This window comes from Isoptericola sp. b408, from assembly GCF_030588085.1.
Taxonomy (GTDB): domain Bacteria; phylum Actinomycetota; class Actinomycetes; order Actinomycetales; family Cellulomonadaceae; genus Isoptericola; species Isoptericola sediminis.
On sequence record NZ_JAUQYQ010000001.1, the window covers coordinates 588,176 to 602,968 of the forward strand.

Below are 14,793 nucleotides of genomic sequence, written 5' to 3' on the forward strand. Positions count from 1 at the left end.
CGGGTCAGTGCGAGACGTGGTGCCGCGACGTCTCCTCGGACGCGGGGTCCCGCGTCCAGGAGGCGGCGAACAGGTTGCCGGTGGCCTCGCGCCACCGCGCGACCAGTGCCGCGTCGGCCTGCCAGCGGGCGCTGCGGTCGAGCAGCGTCACCTGGCGGTAGTCGCGCAGCGCCACCAGGTCGTGGCTCAGCGCCCAGCGCACCGCGGCGCGGACGTCGGTGACCGTGGGGTTCCTCACACCAGGGGAGAGGGACCCGACCGCGGTTCATGACGTGATCGGGCCATCTTTTTCGGATCGGCCCCTCCGTGGCTGCGCGGCGTGCCCGGCGAGCCGCGCGCCGCGGGGTGGGCCAGACTCGCCGCATGGATCTGACCCAGGCGCGTACGATCAAGGCCCAGCTCACCGACTACGCCCGTGACCTGGCGGGACGGTACGGGGTGGCCGTCGGACCACGCGCTGCCGGGACGGTTTCGGCACCGGACCTGGTGCGGGCCCCCACCCTCGCGATCGGGCTGGCGCCCGCGGAGCACGAGGGCGAGTACGAGATCGCCGTGCGCTACCGGCTGGGGCTGCCCGCCGCGCGCGCGGTGGTCCGCAAGATCGCCGCCGAGGCCGGGCAGGCGCCCGACGTCCGCCGCACCGGCCGCATCCGACGGCTCGCGCCCGGGCTGCGCGGCACTCCGCGGGAGACCGGTCTCGGTCCGCAGCCCCCGGTCGCGACCGCCCTCGCGGTCGGCGAGACGGGCCGGGTGCGCCCCCTGCGTCCCGGGGTGTCGATCGCGCACGTCGACGTCACCGCCGGCACGCTCGGCGCGTTCGTCGTCCCGGACGCCTCGTGCGCCGGTGCCGCGGTCGACCTGCCCGGGGACGCGGAGTCGGTGTACGCGCTGTCGAACCGGCACGTGCTCGACGGCGTCCCGGGGGACGGCGTGCTGCAGCCCGGCCCGGCGGACGGCGGCCGCGCCCCTCACGACCTCGTCGGGTCCGTGGCGGCGGTGGTCCCCCTGACCGAGGGGGAGCGCGCCACGGTGGACGCCGCCGTCGCGCTGCTCGACCGGCCCGAGATCGACCCGACCTACCCCGTGGGGGCGGTGTCGACGACGGCGGAGGCGCTGCCGGGCGACCTCGTCGAGAAGATCGGGCGGACCACCGGCCACACCCACGGGCGCGTCAGCGCCGTCGAGATGGACGACGTCCTGGTGGGGTACGGCCCCGAGCTCGGACTGCTCGCGTTCGACGGCCAGATCGAGGTCGAGTCGACCGGCACCGGGCCGTTCTCCCGGGGAGGCGACTCCGGGTCCCTGGTCTACCGCACCGACGCCACCGCCCTGGGCCTGCTGTTCGCCGGTTCGGAGACCGGAGGGCCGGACGGGACGGGCCTGACCTACGTCAACCCCATCTCGGCCGTCCTCGACGCGCTGGGCGTGCGCCTGGTGTGATCCGGCGCCGGGCCGGTGCGGGTCAGGCCCACACCGGGACGGGGGAGCGGGCCTCGCCCAGCGGCACGAACACGCTGTACCGGTCGCCGCGGTAGGAGAACCGCGAGTGGATCAGCGGCGTCTGGTCGACGTAGGTGCGGCGCTCGATGCGCATGACGGCGTGCGTGCCGGTCATGGCGAGCAGCCGGCGCTCGGTGGGGGTGGCGTCCGCGGCCGTGATGGTCTCGTCCCCACCGGTCGGTGCGTGGCCGCGCCGACGCAGCTCGGCGTCCAGGCTCTCCGGCACGCCGTGGGCGAGCAGGTCGGGGGCGAGGTGCGCCGGGATCCAGGCGTCCTCCACGGCCCAGGGCTCGTCGTCGGCGCTGCGCACCCGCAGCACGCGGTGGGCGTCGTCGCCGGGGCGGATCGCCAGGAGGTCCGCCACGGGGGCCGGGCACGGCGTGGTCGAGGCCTCCAGCACCTGCGACCCCGGTGTCATGCCGCGGCGGCGCACCTCCTCGCCGAACGTCGTCAGCCGCATCTCGAGGTCGGCGGGCGGCGGGGCGACGAACGTCCCGCGGCCCTGCGCCCGCTCCAGCAGCCCGTCGGCGACCAGGGCGTCGATCGCCTGGCGGACCGTCATGCGCGAGACGCCGAAGCGGTCCCCGAGCGCCCGCTCGGACGGGATCGCGTCACCCACGGCGAGGTGGTCCACCAGCTCGGCCAGGTAGGCGCGGACCACGCGGTACTTCTGACCGGTGCCGGTCCGGCCGGCGGGGCGCGTCGCCATCGTCGAGTCGAGTCCTCCCTGACCACGCCGGACGGGGACCGGCTCGTTCCCGGCCCAGTCTGCCACCGGTCAGCGGGCCGCCAGGAGCGGGTCCCCGGGCACGACGGCGGTGCCGGGGGCGACCCGTGGTTCCACCTGCTCCGGGTCCGCCTCCAGGAGCACCACGGGGCAGACGGCGGCCCGGCCACCGTCACGCACCGCCGTCGGGTCCCACTCCACCAGGAGCTGCCCGGTCACGACCTCGTCCCCCTCGGCGACGTGCAGGGTGAACCCCGCGCCGCCGAGCTGGACGGTGTCGATCCCCAGGTGCACCAGCACCGCCGGTCCCTCCGCGGGCTGCACGACGAAGGCGTGCGGGTGCAGCTTGACGATCCGCCCGTCCACCGGGGAGACCACCTCGGTCCCCTCGGGCTCGACGGCCGTGCCGGGACCGACGAGACTGGCGGAGAACACCGGGTCCGGGACCTCGCGGACGTCGACCACGGTGCCGGCGACGGGAGAGCTGACGATCAGGGGCATCGGGGGTCCTCCGAGGAGTCGTGGGCCGTGACGGACGTGATCCTTGACACAGAGTGCCTCATCCGACAGCGTGCCAGGCACAGCAGGATCGGAGACGCGACCGCGCGGCACCGGTGGGGCGGACGGAGGTCACGGCAGCGATGAGCACGACTCTCACGGGTGCGCCCGTCAGTCCGGGCAGGGCGGCGGGCCCCGCGGCCACCATGCCTCCGCCCGTGCCCGAACCCCGCACGACGCGTCTGGAGGGCGAGGGCGTCGAGGCGGCCGTCACCCAGCTCACGGCCGCCGCCCGGGCGGTCCGCGACGAGCTGACCGACCGGGCCGGCCGCGCCACCGGCACCGCGGCCGACCTCCTCGCCGTCACCGCGGCGATGGCGGCGGACCCCGCCCTGGTCGCCGACGGCGAACGGCGCATCCGCACCGACCACCTCACCCCGGAGCGTGCGATCTGGGACGCCGCGCGCGGGCTGATCAAGCAGTTCGAGAAGCTCGGGCCGCCCCTGGCGGAGCGCGCCCGGGACGTGCGCGACGTGCGGGACCGCATCGTCGCCGAGCTCATCGGCGTCCGCCCGCCCGGGGTGCCGCAGCTCGACCACCCGTTCGTCCTGGTGGGTGACGACCTCGCCCCGGCGGACACCGCCACGCTCGACCCCGAGGTGGTGCTCGGCGTCGTGACCAGCGGCGGCGGGCCCACCTCGCACACCGCGATCCTCGCCCGGGCACTCGGGATCCCCGCCGTCGTCGCGGTCCGCGGCGCCGAGGCGATCTCCGACGGCGACACGGTGCTCCTGGACGGGGCGGCCGGCGTCGTCGTCCTCGACCCCGACCCCGACACCGTGGCGGCCGCGCAGCAGCACGAGGCGGAACGTCGCGCGTTCGACGGGACCGGACGCACCGCCGACGGCACCCGCGTCGAGCTGCTCGCCAACGTCGCCGACCCCGCCGGGGCCCAGGCCGCGCTTGAGGCCTCCGCCGAGGGGGTCGGGCTGTTCCGCACCGAGTTCTGCTTCCTGGGCCGCAGCACCGAGCCCGGGGTGTCCGAGCAGGTCGCCGCCTACCGCCAGGTGCTGTCCGCGTTCCCGCGGCGCAAGGTCGTGGTCCGCACCCTCGACGCCGGCGCCGACAAGCCGCTGCCGTTCGTCACCGCCGACGGCGAGCCCAACCCGGCCCTGGGCGTGCGCGGGCTGCGCACGGCCTCGTCACGGCCCGGCGTGCTGGAGCGGCAGCTGCAGGCGATCGCGGCCGCCGCCGAGGCCGAGAACGCCGAGGTGTGGGTGATGGCGCCGATGGTCGCCACCGCGGGCGAGGCCGCCGACTTCGTCACGCTGTGCGAGCAGCACGGGCTGCGCCACGCCGGGGTCATGGTCGAGGTGCCGGCCGCGGCGCTGCGGGCCGCCGACGTCTTCGCCCACGCCGCCTTCGGGTCGGTGGGCACCAACGACCTCATCCAGTACACGATGGCCGCCGACCGCATGCTCGGCGAGCTCGCCGCGCTGTCCACCCCGTGGCAGCCCGCGGTGCTGGAGCTGATCCGCGCGACCTGCGAGGGGGCGGCCCGGCACGACCGACCCGTCGGGGTCTGCGGGGAGGCCGCCGCGGACGCCACCCTGGCCCCCGTGCTCGTCGGGCTGGGCGTGCGGTCGCTGTCGATGACGCCCCGGGCGCTCGCGGACGTCGCGGCGGTCCTGCAGCGGGTCACCGACGAGGAGTGCGTGGAGCTCGCGCGGCTGGCGCTGGCCGAGGACGACCCGATGGAGGCGCGCAACGCGGTGCGGGACGCCATCCGCCCGGTGCTGGTCGACCTGGGTCTGTGACCCTCGGGCAGGTCAGCCCGGTTCCGGGTCGGACAGGAACTCCTCGAGGGTGTCCAGCACCGCCGTGGCGGAGTCCTCGTCGTGCCCGTCGGCGTCGACCGACAGCGTGACGGAGGTGCCGGCGTCGGCCCCGAGCGTCATCACGGCGAGGATGCTGGCGGCGTCGACGGGCTCCCCGCCGTCCCGGGCGATCCGGACGGGCAGCGGCTGGGAGGCCGCGAGCTGGGTGAACAGCGCAGCGGGGCGGGCGTGCAGCCCCTCGCGGATCGCGACCACGGTGTGGCGTTCCATGAGGTCATTCTGCCCGCCGTCGCCCCGCCGGGCCGCCCGACCCCGCTGTGGGTATGGAATCTGCGGGTCCGGACCGCTCCGGACCCGCAGATTCCATACCCACAGCGGACCGGGGGCGGGGGTCAGCGGTCGGTGCGGTTCTCCATGTCGGGGTGGGACCCGATGCGCTCGCCGCGGTCGAGGGCGGTGATCGCCGCGACCTCGTCGTCGCTGAGCGTCAGGTCGACGGCCCGCAGGTTCGAGGCGATGCGCGACGGCGTCACCGACTTGGGGATGACGACGACGTCGCGGGCCAGGTGCCAGGCGAGGACGACCTGGGCCGGGGTCGCGTCGTGCTCCTGCGCGATCCGCGTGATCGTCGGGTCCTCCAGCGCCTTGCCGCGCCCCAGCGGCGACCACGCCTCGGTGGTGATGCCGTGGCTCTCGTCGAAGTACCGCACGTCGGAGTTCGTGAACCAGGGGTGCATCTCGATCTGGTTCACGGCCGGCACGATCGTCGCCTCGTCCAGCAGCGTGCGCAGGTGCGTCGGCTGGAAGTTCGACACGCCGATCGCCCGCGCCCGCCCGCTGCGCAGGATCTCCTCCAGCGCGCGCCAGGCCTCCAGGTAGCGGCCCACGGCGGGCAGCGGCCAGTGGATGAGGAAGAGGTCCACGAACTCGAGCCCCAGCTCCTCCAGGGTGCGGTCGAACGACGCGAGGGCGTCGTCGTAGGCATGGTTGGCGTTGTTGAGCTTGCTGGTCACGAAGACCTCGCCGCGCTGGAGCCCCGAGGCGGTGATCGCCTCGCCCACGCCGCGTTCGTTCCGGTACATCTGCGCGGTGTCGATGTGCCGGTACCCGGCCTCGAAGGCCTGCAGCACCGCCTCTCGCGTCTCGTCGTCGCCGATCTTGTACGTCCCGAAACCGACCTGCGGGATGGGGACGCCGTTGTTCAGGGTCACGGTGGGAATCGTCGTCACCCGCCCATCGTGGCACTGCAGCGCGCCGCGGGGGAGAATGGGACCAGGAGGTGGTGGCCATGGCCACGATCGAGCAGGCACGAGCCGCCAAGAGCGCGTTGCGGGAGAAGGTCGCCCAGGTCGACGGCGTGTGCGGGGTGGGTCTGGCCCAGCGGGGCGACTCCCACGACTGGGTCCTGCAGGTGAACGTCACCACCGTGCGGGCGCGCAAGGACGTGCCGCCCGACGTCGAGGGCGTCCCGGTCCGGGTGCACGTCGTAGGGGCCGTCCAGGCGCTCTGAGACGCATCGTGTCGGTGGCGGTGCCTACGGTGCTGGTCATGCACGATTCCGAGCCGGCGCTGTTCACGACGGAGCAGGCGATGCGCAACGTCAAGCCACGTGTCCAGGCGGCCGTCGCCCAGGGTTCCTTCCTGGCGGTGCACGAGGCCCAGGCCGCGGGCGCGAGCGAGGAGATGAAGGCCGCGATCCTGGCGTCGTACGCGCGCGCCTGGAGCGAGATCGATGCCTTCCTCGACCAGCGGGCCGGAGACGTCGACGCGTAGTCGTGCCGAGCCCCGGCCACTCCCCGGAGCCCGGCGTCCCGGTGTGCGGTCACCTCGCCGCGATCGCGCCCGCGCGGGGACAATGGGGCGGTGAGCACCACTCCCACCCTCCCGAAGGTCCGCGCGTCCGAGCTCGTCGGCCGCGGCTGGCTGAACACCGGCGGCCGTGAGCTGCAGCTCGCCGACCTGCGCGGCAAGATCGTCGTGCTGGACTTCTGGACGTTCTGCTGCCTGAACTGCCTGCACGTCCTCGACGAGCTGCGCGAGATCGAGGAGGCTCATCGCGACGTGCTGGTGATCGTCGGCGTGCACTCGCCGAAGTTCGCCCACGAGGCCGACCCGGAGGCCCTCGCGGCGGCCGTCGAGCGCTACGACGTGCGCCACCCCGTGCTGGACGACCCGGAGCTCGTGACCTGGGACGCCTACACCGCCCGCGCGTGGCCCACGCTCGTCGTCGTGGACCCGCAGGGGTACGTCGTCGCGCAGATGGCCGGCGAGGGGCACGCGTCCGCGGTTGCGGCGCTGGTGCGCGAGCTGGTCGCCGAGCACGAGGCGAAGGGCACCCTGCACCGCGGGGACGGCCCGTACGTGGCGCCGACGCCGGAGCCCACGACGGTGCGGTTCCCCGCGGCGGCGGTGGAGCTCCCGGGCGGGAACCTGCTGGTGGCCGACGCCGGGCACCACGGGCTGGCGGAGCTCGCGCCCGACGGCGAGACGCTGGTGCGGCGCATCGGCTCCGGCGAGCGGGGGCTGGTCGACGGCGGCCCCGCTCCCGACGGCACGCACGCCGCGCGGTTCAGCGAGCCGAACGGGCTGTGCCTCGTGCCGGACCCGCTGCGGGAGCGCCTGGGCTACGACGTCCTGGTGGCGGACACGGTCAACCACACGCTGCGCGGCGTCCACCTGGAGTCGGGTGAGGCGTACACCGTGGCCGGGACCGGCCGTCAGTACATGGTCGGCGGTCACGAGAACGTGGAGGTCCCGGGTGAGCAGCCGCGGGCCCACCCGTCCGACGAGGAGCTCCTGGCGTCGACGGTCCGGCTGTCCTCCCCGTGGGACGTGGCGTGGTCGGAGCCGCTGTCCGCCTTCGTGGTGGCCATGGCCGGCAACCACACGTTGTGGGCGTTCGACCCGGTGGCGTCCGACGAGGACGGCAGCCTGCGCCTGCTGGCGGGCACGATGAACGAGGGCCTCGAGGACGGTCCGGGTGCGGTGGCGTGGTTCGCCCAGCCCTCCCGGCTCGCCCCCACGCTCGACGAGGACCGCCGACCGGACGGGGGGTTCTGGCTCGCCGACGCCGAGACGTCCGCGCTGCGCCGTGTCGCGCCGGCGGGAGCCGCGGACGTCGACGTCAGCACCGCCGTCGGGCAGGGTCTGTACGACTTCGGGCACCGGGACGGTACCGCCGCCGAGGCGCTGCTCCAGCACCCGCTGGGTGTCGCCACGCTGCCGGACGGGTCGGCCGTCGTGGCCGACACCTACAACGGCGCGCTGCGTCGGTACGACCCGCGCTCGGGGGAGGTCACCACGCTCGCCACCGGGCTCGCCGAACCCAGCGACGTGCTCGTCCAGGAGGGCGAGGGCCGGGTGCACCTGCTCGTCGTGGAGTCCGCGGCGCACCGGCTGACCCGGGTCGCGCTGCCCGCCGACCTCGTCGGCCGGGTCCTCGACGGCGGCGCGCACCGCGTCGCCCGCGAGGCCACGGAGATCGCCGGGGGCACGGTCCGTCTCGAGGTGCCGTTCACCCCGGCGCCCGGGCAGAAGCTCGACGACCGGTTCGGGCCGTCCACCGAGCTGCGGATCAGCGCCACGCCGCCGGAGCTGCTGCTCGACGGGGCCGGCGACGGCACCGACCTGGTGCGTGACCTGCGCATCGACCCCGCGGTCGGCGAGGGCGTGCTGCACGTGACGGCGAAGGCGGCCTCCTGCGACCTTCCGCCGCAGGACGCCGCCCTCGGCCCCGACGGTGAGCCGGAGGACTTCTTCCCCGCCTGCCACCTCGCCCAGCAGGACTGGGGCGTCCCCGTGACGGTCACGGCCGACGGCGCCGCGACGTTGACGCTGCCGCTGCGCGGCTGACCCGGGCCCGTCGCGTCTGCCGGGACGGCGGCGCCGTCCCCGGTTAGAGTCATGTCCCCGCCCCACGACCGGACGGAGCGCCGTGCTGGCAGTCCTGCTCCTGACCTTCGCGCTGGCCGTGGCGGCGCCCGCTCTGGTGGCGCTGCTGGGTCGGCGGGCGTTCTGGGTGCTCGCGGTCGGGCCTGCGGCCGCGGCGGGCTACGCCCTGGTGAGCACCCGGGCGGTGCTCGACGGCGACCCACCGGTCACGAGCATCCCCTGGGTGCCCGGTCTGCACCTGACCATCGACCTGCGGCTCGACGCCCTCTCCTGGCTCCTGCTGCTCGTCGTCGGCGGCGTCGGTGCCCTGGTGCTGCTGTACTGCTCGGCGTACTTCTCCCGCGATGCCTTCGGTACGGGACGCTTCGCCGGCACGCTGACCGCGTTCGCGGGCGCGATGATGGGCCTGGTCACCGCCGACGACCTCCTGCTGCTGTTCGTCTTCTGGGAGCTGACCACGGTCTTCTCCTACCTGCTGATCGGCCACTACGCCGACCGCAAGGCGTCCCGGCGGGCCGCGATGCAGGCCATCGTCGTCACGACCGCCGGTGGGCTGGCCATGCTCGTCGGCCTCATCGTGCTCGGGGTGTCGACCGGCACCTGGCGCGTCTCCGAGGTCGTCGCGGACCCGCCCACGGGCACCGCGGCCGTCGTGGCGTCGCTCTGCCTCGTCGCCGGCACCGCCACGAAGTCGGCCCTCGTGCCCTTCCACTTCTGGCTCCCGGCCGCGATGGCGGCCCCCACCCCGGTCTCGGCCTACCTGCACGCCGCCGCGATGGTGAAGGCCGGCGTCTACCTCGTGGCGCGGTTCGCCCCGGGCCTGTCCGGGGAGCCGGTCTGGCGCTGGTCGGTCGTCTCGTTGGGCGCGGCGACGCTACTCCTCGGCGGCTACCGGGCCCTGCGCCAGCACGACCTCAAGCTCGTGCTCGCCTTCGGCACGGTCTCCCAGCTCGGGCTGCTCGTGCTGCTGCTCGGGCTCGGCACCCGCGCCGCGGCGCTCGCCGGGCTCGCCCTGCTCGGCGCCCACGCCCTGTTCAAGGCGGCGCTGTTCCTGGTCGTCGGGGTCGTCGACGTCGCCACCGGCACCCGTGACCTGCGCCGTCTGTCCGGCCTGTGGAGAGCCATGCCCGTCACGGCGGCGGCGGGACTGCTCGCCACGGCGTCGATGATCGGGCTGCCGCCGTTCGCCGGGTACGTGGCCAAGGAGGCGGCCCTGGAGGGGCTCTGGCACGACGTGACCCACGGGGCGGGCGGCCTCGAGGTCGCCGCGCTCGTCGCGGTCGTCGTCGGGTCGATCCTGACCGTGGCGTACGGGCTGCGGTTCTGGTGGGGGGCGTTCGGCACCAAGGGCTCCCTGCCCGACGGCGGTGCCCCGGCGGTGCCGCACCGTCGCCAGCCGGCGCTGCTGGTCGCGCCGCCGGCCGTGCTCGCGCTCGGCGGGCTGCTCGTCGCGCTCGTGCCGTCCGTCGGCGAGCGGGTGCTGGCGCCCTTCGCCGACACCTACCCGAGCGGTGACCCCGGGAAGCTCGTGCTGTGGGGCGGGTTCACGCCGGCACTGGCGACCTCCGTGCTGGTGCTCGCCGTCGGCGCCGTGCTCTTCGGGCAACGGGTCCGTGTGGAGCGCTGGCAGGCGTCCCTGCCGTCACCGCGCGGCGCCGACCTCGTCTACCGCCGGTCGATGCGCCGGCTGGACGACCTGGCGGCGGACGTCACCGGAGCCACGCAGCGCGGCTCGTTGCCGTTCTACCTCGGCATCGTGCTGGTCGTGCTGGCGGTCGCCCCGGGGGCCGTGATCCTGTCGGGCCTGCTCACCGGCACCACGGTCGCCGTCGACGTGGTGCCGTGGGACCGGCCCGCGCAGGCGGCCGTCGTGGCGATCGTGGCCGTGGCGTCCGTGCTCGCGGCGCGGGCCCGGCGTCGGCTCAAGGCGGTCGTCCTGGTCGGTGTCGCGGGGTACGCCAACGCCGCGCTGTTCCTGCTGCACGGGGCTCCCGACCTGGCGCTGACCCAGGTCCTGGTGGAGACGGTCACCCTGGTGGTGCTGGTCCTCGTGCTGCGCCGGATGCCGCCGTACTTCACCGACCGGCCGCTCACCGCCAGCCGGTGGGTGCGGGTCGTCCTCGGCGTCACGACGGGCGTCGTGATGATGGGACTCACCCTCGCGGCCCCGCTGGCCCGGGTGCAGCCGCCCATCAGCGTGGACTTCCCCGCCGAGGCGGTGGAGTACGGCAGCGGGGACAACATCGTCAACGTCACGCTGGTCGACATCCGGGCCTGGGACACCGTCGGGGAGCTGTCCGTGCTGCTCGTGGCGGCCACCGGCGTGGCGTCGCTGGTGTTCCTGCGGCAGCGCAGCGGTGCGGTGCTGCGGCTGTCGCGCGCCCCGGGGGCGGACTCCGGGGAGCGCAAGGAGTGGCTGGCCGCCGGCCGCACGCTCGCCCCCGAGCGACGGTCGGTCATGTTCGAGGTCGTGACCCGGCTGGTCTTCCACGCCATGATCGTCTTCGCGCTGTTCCTGCTGTTCAGCGGGCACAACGCGCCGGGCGGGGGCTTCGCGGCGGGGCTGGTCGTGGGGATCGCGCTGGCGGTGCGCTACCTCGCCGGCGGCCGGTACGAGCTCGGTGAGGCGATGCCCGTCCCACCGGGCCTGCTGCTGGGGACCGGGCTGTTCCTGTCGGCCGGCGTCGGCCTCGGGGCTCTTCTGATCGGGCAGGAGGTGCTGGAGAGCTTCACCTTCGACTTCCACGTCCCGCTGCTGGGCAAGGTGCACCTGGTGACCTCCCTGTTCTTCGACGTCGGCGTGATGCTCCTCGTCGTCGGGCTGGTCCTGGACGTCCTGCGCACGCTCGGCGCCGAGATCGACCGGCAGGGCGAGCTGCCCGAGAACGTCGTCGCCGTCGCGGGGGAGGAGTCGCGGTGATCGTCCTGGAGAACACCCCCTCGGCCGTGCTGGTCCTCGCCGTCGGCGTGCTGTGCGGCACGGGCGTCTACCTGCTGCTCGAGCGGCCGCTGACGCGGATCCTGCTCGGGTTCATCCTGATCAGCAACGGCGTCAACCTCATGCTGCTGGTCGCGGGCGGCCGGGCGGGCGCGTCGCCGATCGTGGGCAGCTCCGACGAGCCGATGAGCGACCCGCTGGCGCAGGCGATGACGCTCACCGCGATCGTCATCACCCTGGGCCTGACCGCGTTCATCCTGGCGCTCGCCTACCGGTCGTGGCAGCTGCACGGCCACGACGAGGTCGCCGACGACGTCGAGGACCGCCGGGTCGCGCGGCACGCCGCGCTCAACGCCCCGGCCTACGAGGACGCGGACGCGGACGAGACCGGCCAGACGCTCGACGAGGAGGCCGCCGCCGTGCACGACGACGTCGCCGGTGACGAGGCCCCCGGCGACGACACCTCCGACGTGACGACACCGGGGGAGGCGCGATGAGCTGGATCCCCGCAGCCTGGGGGCCGGAGACCCTCGTCCCGCTGCCGGTGCTGGTGCCGCTGTTCGCGGCCGGTCTCACCCTGGCGCTGCACCGCTACGCCAACGTCCAGCGCACGATCTCGGTCGCGGCGCTGGTCGCCTCGACCCTGGCCTCCGTGGGCCTGGTCCTCGCGGCCGACGCCGGTCCCGTCGTCGTGGACGTGGGCGGCTGGGCCGCACCGGTCGGCATCGCCCTGGTCGCGGACCGGCTCGCCGCCCTGATGCTCACGGTCAGCGGCGTGATGCTGCTCTGCGTCCTGCTGTACTCGCTCGGTCAGGGCGTGCCCGAGAACGAGGCGGAGACGGTCGACGAGGCACGCGTCGGCGGGGCGATCCCGGTGGCCATCTTCCACCCCACCTACCTGGTGCTGGCTGCCGGCGTCTCCAACGCGTTCCTCACCGGTGACCTGTTCAACCTCTACGTCGGGTTCGAGATCCTGCTCGCCGCGTCGGCGGTGCTGCTCACGCTCGGTGGCACGGCGGAACGGGTGCGGGCCGGGTCCGTGTACCTCATCGTGGCGCTGGCCTCCTCGGTGCTGTTCCTCTCGGCGATCGCGCTGATCTACGCCGCCACGGGCACGGTCAACATGGCCCAGCTCGCCGTGCGCCTGCCCGAGATCGACGACACGGTCCGGGTCGCGCTGCAGCTCCTGCTTCTGCTGGCGTTCGGGATCAAGGCGGCGGTGTTCCCGCTGTCGTTCTGGCTGCCGGACTCCTACCCGACGGCCCCCGCCCCGGTCACGGCCGTGTTCGCGGGGCTGCTCACCAAGGTGGGCGTGTACTCGATCCTGCGCACCCAGACGCTGATCTTCCCGGACAGCCCCGTGGTCGACCAGATCCTCCTCGTCGTCGCCCTGGCCACCATGGTCATCGGCATCCTGGGTGCGGTGGCCCAGAACGACGTCAAACGTCTGCTGTCGTTCACGCTGGTCAGCCACATCGGGTTCATGATCTTCGGCGTCGCGCTGGCGTCCGAGGCAGGGACCGCCGCGGCGATCTTCTACGTCGTGCACCACATCTCCGTCCAGACGGCCCTGTTCCTCGTGGTGGGGCTGGTCGAGTGGCGGGGCGGGTCGACGTCCCTGGACCGGCTCGGCGGCCTGGCGAAGCTCGCCCCGCTGCTGGCGGTGCTGTTCTTCGTCCCGGCCCTCAACCTCGCGGGCATCCCGCCGCTGTCCGGGTTCCTCGGCAAGGTCGGGCTGCTCACCGAGGGCGTCCGGATCGGCACGCCGCTGGCCTGGGCGCTCGTGGTGGGTTCGGTCGCCACCTCGCTGCTGACGCTCTACGCCGTGGTCAAGGCGTGGAACAAGGCGTTCTGGCAGACCGCGCCCGCCGAGATCCCCGAGCACGCGCCGATGCCGCGCACGATGGTGTGGCCGGCCGCCGCCCTGGTGACCTTCGGGCTGTCGCTGACGGTGGTCGCCGGTCCGCTGTACGGGTACGCGGACCGCTCCGCGGCGACGACCATGGACGGGTTCACCTACATCGAGGCGGTGTACCCGGGCGGGTCCGACCGCGGCACGGGACAGTCCGCCGACGTCACGGACGCGCAGACCGAGGGGGGTGACGGGCCGTGAACGATGGGGCGGAGAAGACCCTGCGCGCCCGGGCCCGCCGCGTGGCCGCGCAGTGGCCCGCCCTGGCCGGCCTCACCGTGGTCTGGGTGCTGCTGTGGGGCGACCTGTCCTGGGCCAACGTGCTCGGCGGGCTGGCGCTGGGCGTGCTCGTCGTCGTCGCCCTGCCCCTGCCGCCGATCCCGTCGCGCTGGACCGTCCGTCCGGGCCCCTTCCTGGGGCTGCTCGGACGTTTCGTCGTCGACCTCGTGGTGGCGTCGTTCAACGTCGCGTGGATCGCGATCCGCCCGGGGCCGGCCCCGCAGGCCGCGGTCGTGCAGGTGCGGCTGCGCAACCCGGAGGACGTCTTCCTGACCACCACCGCCGTGCTCTCCACGCTGGTGCCGGGGACGCTGGTGGTCGAGACCGAGCGGGATACCGGTCTGCTGTCCGTGCACGTGCTGGACATCGGCAGCTCCGGCGGGCCCGACGGGGTCCGCGACTACCTGCTCGACCTGGAGGACCGCGTGCTGCGCAGCTTCGCGCCGCGCGACGTGCTCGACCGGTGCCGGGCGCAGGACGGGACGGAGGCGCACCCATGATCGTCGTCGTCGTGCTGGCCGCGGTGATGGTGGCCGTCGCCGCGCTGCTGGCGCTCGTGCGTCTCGAACGGGGACCGTCGATGCTGGACCGCGCGCTGGGGCTCGAGCTGCTCGCGGCGGCCCTGGTCGGGGTGGTCGCCATCGAGGCCGCCTGGACCCGGCGGACCGAGACCATCCCGATCCTCGTGGCGATGTCCCTGGTCGGTTTCGTCGGGTCGGTCGCCATCGCCCGGTTCGCCGCACGGGAGCCGTCGGCCGTCCGGCACCGAGCCGCCGACGACCCCGACTCCGTGCCGGGCGAGGCCCCCGAGGCCGAGGAGGGGGACCGATGACCGAGGTCGACCCGGGGTTCTGGACGACGCTCGCCGACGTCGTCGCGGGCGTGAGCCTGCTCGCCGGGGCGTTCCTCACGCTCGCCGCGGCGGTCGGCGCCGTGCGCTTCGACTCGCTGCTCGGCCGGATGCACGCGGTGACCAAGCCGCAGGTGCTGGGACTGATCCTGCTGCTGCTCGGGCTCGCGCTGCGGGTGCGCAGCTGGTCGGCGGTGACGATGCTCGCGCTCGTCGTCGTCTTCCAGCTCGCGACCGCACCGGTGGCCGCCCACCTGGTCAGCCGGGCGGGTTTCCGGACCGGGAAGATCGACGAGGACGCGCTGGTGCCGAACGAGATGGAGCACGACGCGGCCGCAGCGCCTCCGGACCGGGACTGAC

16 protein-coding genes are annotated in these 14,793 nt (G+C 74.4%); 11 read left to right on the plus strand and 5 right to left on the minus strand.

The genetic code is table 11. The annotated features are described in order from the left end of the window. Positions 1-4: 4 nt before the first annotated feature. Entirely contained in the window at positions 5-238 is a 234-nt protein-coding gene (locus tag Q6347_RS02645; RefSeq protein WP_304602775.1) for a hypothetical protein, read from the minus strand. Positions 239-363: 125 nt separating this feature from the next. Between Q6347_RS02645 and Q6347_RS02650 the strand changes: the two genes are divergently transcribed. Then, positions 364-1,440, plus strand: a complete 1,077-nt coding sequence (locus Q6347_RS02650) for a hypothetical protein (RefSeq protein ID WP_304606607.1) — start codon at positions 364-366, stop codon at positions 1,438-1,440. 22 nt (positions 1,441-1,462) lie between these two features. Here Q6347_RS02650 and Q6347_RS02655 read toward each other — a convergent pair whose 3' ends face one another. After that, positions 1,463-2,209 carry a GntR family transcriptional regulator gene (locus tag Q6347_RS02655; RefSeq protein WP_171246942.1) on the minus strand — a complete coding sequence of 249 codons (747 nt, stop codon included), beginning with the start codon at positions 2,207-2,209 and terminating at the stop codon, positions 1,463-1,465. A gap of 69 nt (positions 2,210-2,278) precedes the next feature. Further along, positions 2,279-2,728: a PTS glucose transporter subunit IIA gene (locus tag Q6347_RS02660; RefSeq protein WP_304606608.1), complete on the minus strand. Its 450-nt coding sequence runs from the start codon at positions 2,726-2,728 to the stop codon at positions 2,279-2,281. Positions 2,729-2,868: 140 nt separating this feature from the next. Here Q6347_RS02660 and ptsP point away from each other — a divergent pair, with 140 nt between their 5' ends. Continuing rightward, positions 2,869-4,542, plus strand: coding sequence for a phosphoenolpyruvate--protein phosphotransferase (ptsP, locus tag Q6347_RS02665; RefSeq protein ID WP_304606609.1), 1,674 nt, complete (start codon positions 2,869-2,871; stop codon positions 4,540-4,542). A 12-nt stretch (positions 4,543-4,554) separates the two neighbouring features. Here the strand turns inward: ptsP and Q6347_RS02670 are convergent, their stop codons facing one another. Together Q6347_RS02670 and Q6347_RS02675 are read right to left on the minus strand one after the other, a co-directional pair. Beyond that, positions 4,555-4,833: an HPr family phosphocarrier protein gene (locus tag Q6347_RS02670; RefSeq protein ID WP_304606610.1), complete on the minus strand. Its 279-nt coding sequence runs from the start codon at positions 4,831-4,833 to the stop codon at positions 4,555-4,557. A 122-nt stretch (positions 4,834-4,955) separates the two neighbouring features. Beyond that, on the minus strand, positions 4,956-5,792 hold the full coding sequence (locus tag Q6347_RS02675) for an aldo/keto reductase (protein WP_304606611.1): 837 nt from the start codon (positions 5,790-5,792) through the stop codon (positions 4,956-4,958). Positions 5,793-5,851: 59 nt separating this feature from the next. On the opposite strand from Q6347_RS02675, the gene Q6347_RS02680 reads away from it, so the two are divergent. The 9 genes from Q6347_RS02680 to mnhG all read left to right on the plus strand — a co-directional run bounded on the left by Q6347_RS02680 (position 5,852) and on the right by mnhG (position 14,792). Next, positions 5,852-6,073: a hypothetical protein gene (locus Q6347_RS02680; RefSeq protein WP_304606612.1), complete on the plus strand. Its 222-nt coding sequence runs from the start codon at positions 5,852-5,854 to the stop codon at positions 6,071-6,073. Positions 6,074-6,111: 38 nt separating this feature from the next. Next, positions 6,112-6,336, plus strand: coding sequence for a hypothetical protein (locus tag Q6347_RS02685; RefSeq protein WP_304602769.1), 225 nt, complete (start codon positions 6,112-6,114; stop codon positions 6,334-6,336). 90 nt (positions 6,337-6,426) lie between these two features. Continuing rightward, positions 6,427-8,415: an NHL domain-containing thioredoxin family protein gene (locus Q6347_RS02690; RefSeq protein ID WP_304606613.1), complete on the plus strand. Its 1,989-nt coding sequence runs from the start codon at positions 6,427-6,429 to the stop codon at positions 8,413-8,415. A gap of 82 nt (positions 8,416-8,497) precedes the next feature. Further along, positions 8,498-11,374: a Na+/H+ antiporter subunit A gene (locus tag Q6347_RS02695; protein ID WP_304602767.1), complete on the plus strand. Its 2,877-nt coding sequence runs from the start codon at positions 8,498-8,500 to the stop codon at positions 11,372-11,374. After that, positions 11,371-11,889 carry a Na(+)/H(+) antiporter subunit C gene (locus Q6347_RS02700; protein ID WP_304606614.1) on the plus strand — a complete coding sequence of 173 codons (519 nt, stop codon included), beginning with the start codon at positions 11,371-11,373 and terminating at the stop codon, positions 11,887-11,889. Before Q6347_RS02695 ends, Q6347_RS02700 begins: the two co-directional genes overlap by 4 nt. Continuing rightward, positions 11,886-13,505 carry a Na+/H+ antiporter subunit D gene (locus Q6347_RS02705; RefSeq protein WP_304602765.1) on the plus strand — a complete coding sequence of 540 codons (1,620 nt, stop codon included), beginning with the start codon at positions 11,886-11,888 and terminating at the stop codon, positions 13,503-13,505. Before Q6347_RS02700 ends, Q6347_RS02705 begins: the two co-directional genes overlap by 4 nt. Continuing rightward, a complete protein-coding gene (locus Q6347_RS02710; protein ID WP_304606615.1) occupies positions 13,502-14,083 on the plus strand; it encodes a Na+/H+ antiporter subunit E in 582 nt (193 codons plus the stop codon). Before Q6347_RS02705 ends, Q6347_RS02710 begins: the two co-directional genes overlap by 4 nt. Next, positions 14,080-14,415 carry a monovalent cation/H+ antiporter complex subunit F gene (locus tag Q6347_RS02715; protein ID WP_304606616.1) on the plus strand — a complete coding sequence of 112 codons (336 nt, stop codon included), beginning with the start codon at positions 14,080-14,082 and terminating at the stop codon, positions 14,413-14,415. Before Q6347_RS02710 ends, Q6347_RS02715 begins: the two co-directional genes overlap by 4 nt. Beyond that, positions 14,412-14,792 (plus strand): monovalent cation/H(+) antiporter subunit G, encoded by a 381-nt coding sequence (gene mnhG, locus Q6347_RS02720; protein WP_171246930.1) that lies wholly within the window; start codon positions 14,412-14,414, stop codon positions 14,790-14,792. The genes Q6347_RS02715 and mnhG overlap by 4 nt, the downstream gene beginning before the upstream one ends. The last annotated feature ends 1 nt before the right edge of the window (position 14,793 follow it).

Coding starts and splice junctions, on each gene's coding strand:
- Q6347_RS02685 (WP_304602769.1), top strand. CDS start 6,112: ATGCACGATTCCGAGCCGGCGCTGTTCACGACGGAGCAGGCGATGCGC.
- Q6347_RS02670 (WP_304606610.1), bottom strand. CDS start 4,833: ATGGAACGCCACACCGTGGTCGCGATCCGCGAGGGGCTGCACGCCCGC.
- Q6347_RS02660 (WP_304606608.1), bottom strand. CDS start 2,728: ATGCCCCTGATCGTCAGCTCTCCCGTCGCCGGCACCGTGGTCGACGTC.
- Q6347_RS02680 (WP_304606612.1), top strand. CDS start 5,852: ATGGCCACGATCGAGCAGGCACGAGCCGCCAAGAGCGCGTTGCGGGAG.
- Q6347_RS02715 (WP_304606616.1), top strand. CDS start 14,080: ATGATCGTCGTCGTCGTGCTGGCCGCGGTGATGGTGGCCGTCGCCGCG.
- Q6347_RS02705 (WP_304602765.1), top strand. CDS start 11,886: ATGAGCTGGATCCCCGCAGCCTGGGGGCCGGAGACCCTCGTCCCGCTG.
- Q6347_RS02650 (WP_304606607.1), top strand. CDS start 364: ATGGATCTGACCCAGGCGCGTACGATCAAGGCCCAGCTCACCGACTAC.
- ptsP (WP_304606609.1), top strand. CDS start 2,869: ATGAGCACGACTCTCACGGGTGCGCCCGTCAGTCCGGGCAGGGCGGCG.
- mnhG (WP_171246930.1), top strand. CDS start 14,412: ATGACCGAGGTCGACCCGGGGTTCTGGACGACGCTCGCCGACGTCGTC.
- Q6347_RS02655 (WP_171246942.1), bottom strand. CDS start 2,209: ATGGCGACGCGCCCCGCCGGCCGGACCGGCACCGGTCAGAAGTACCGC.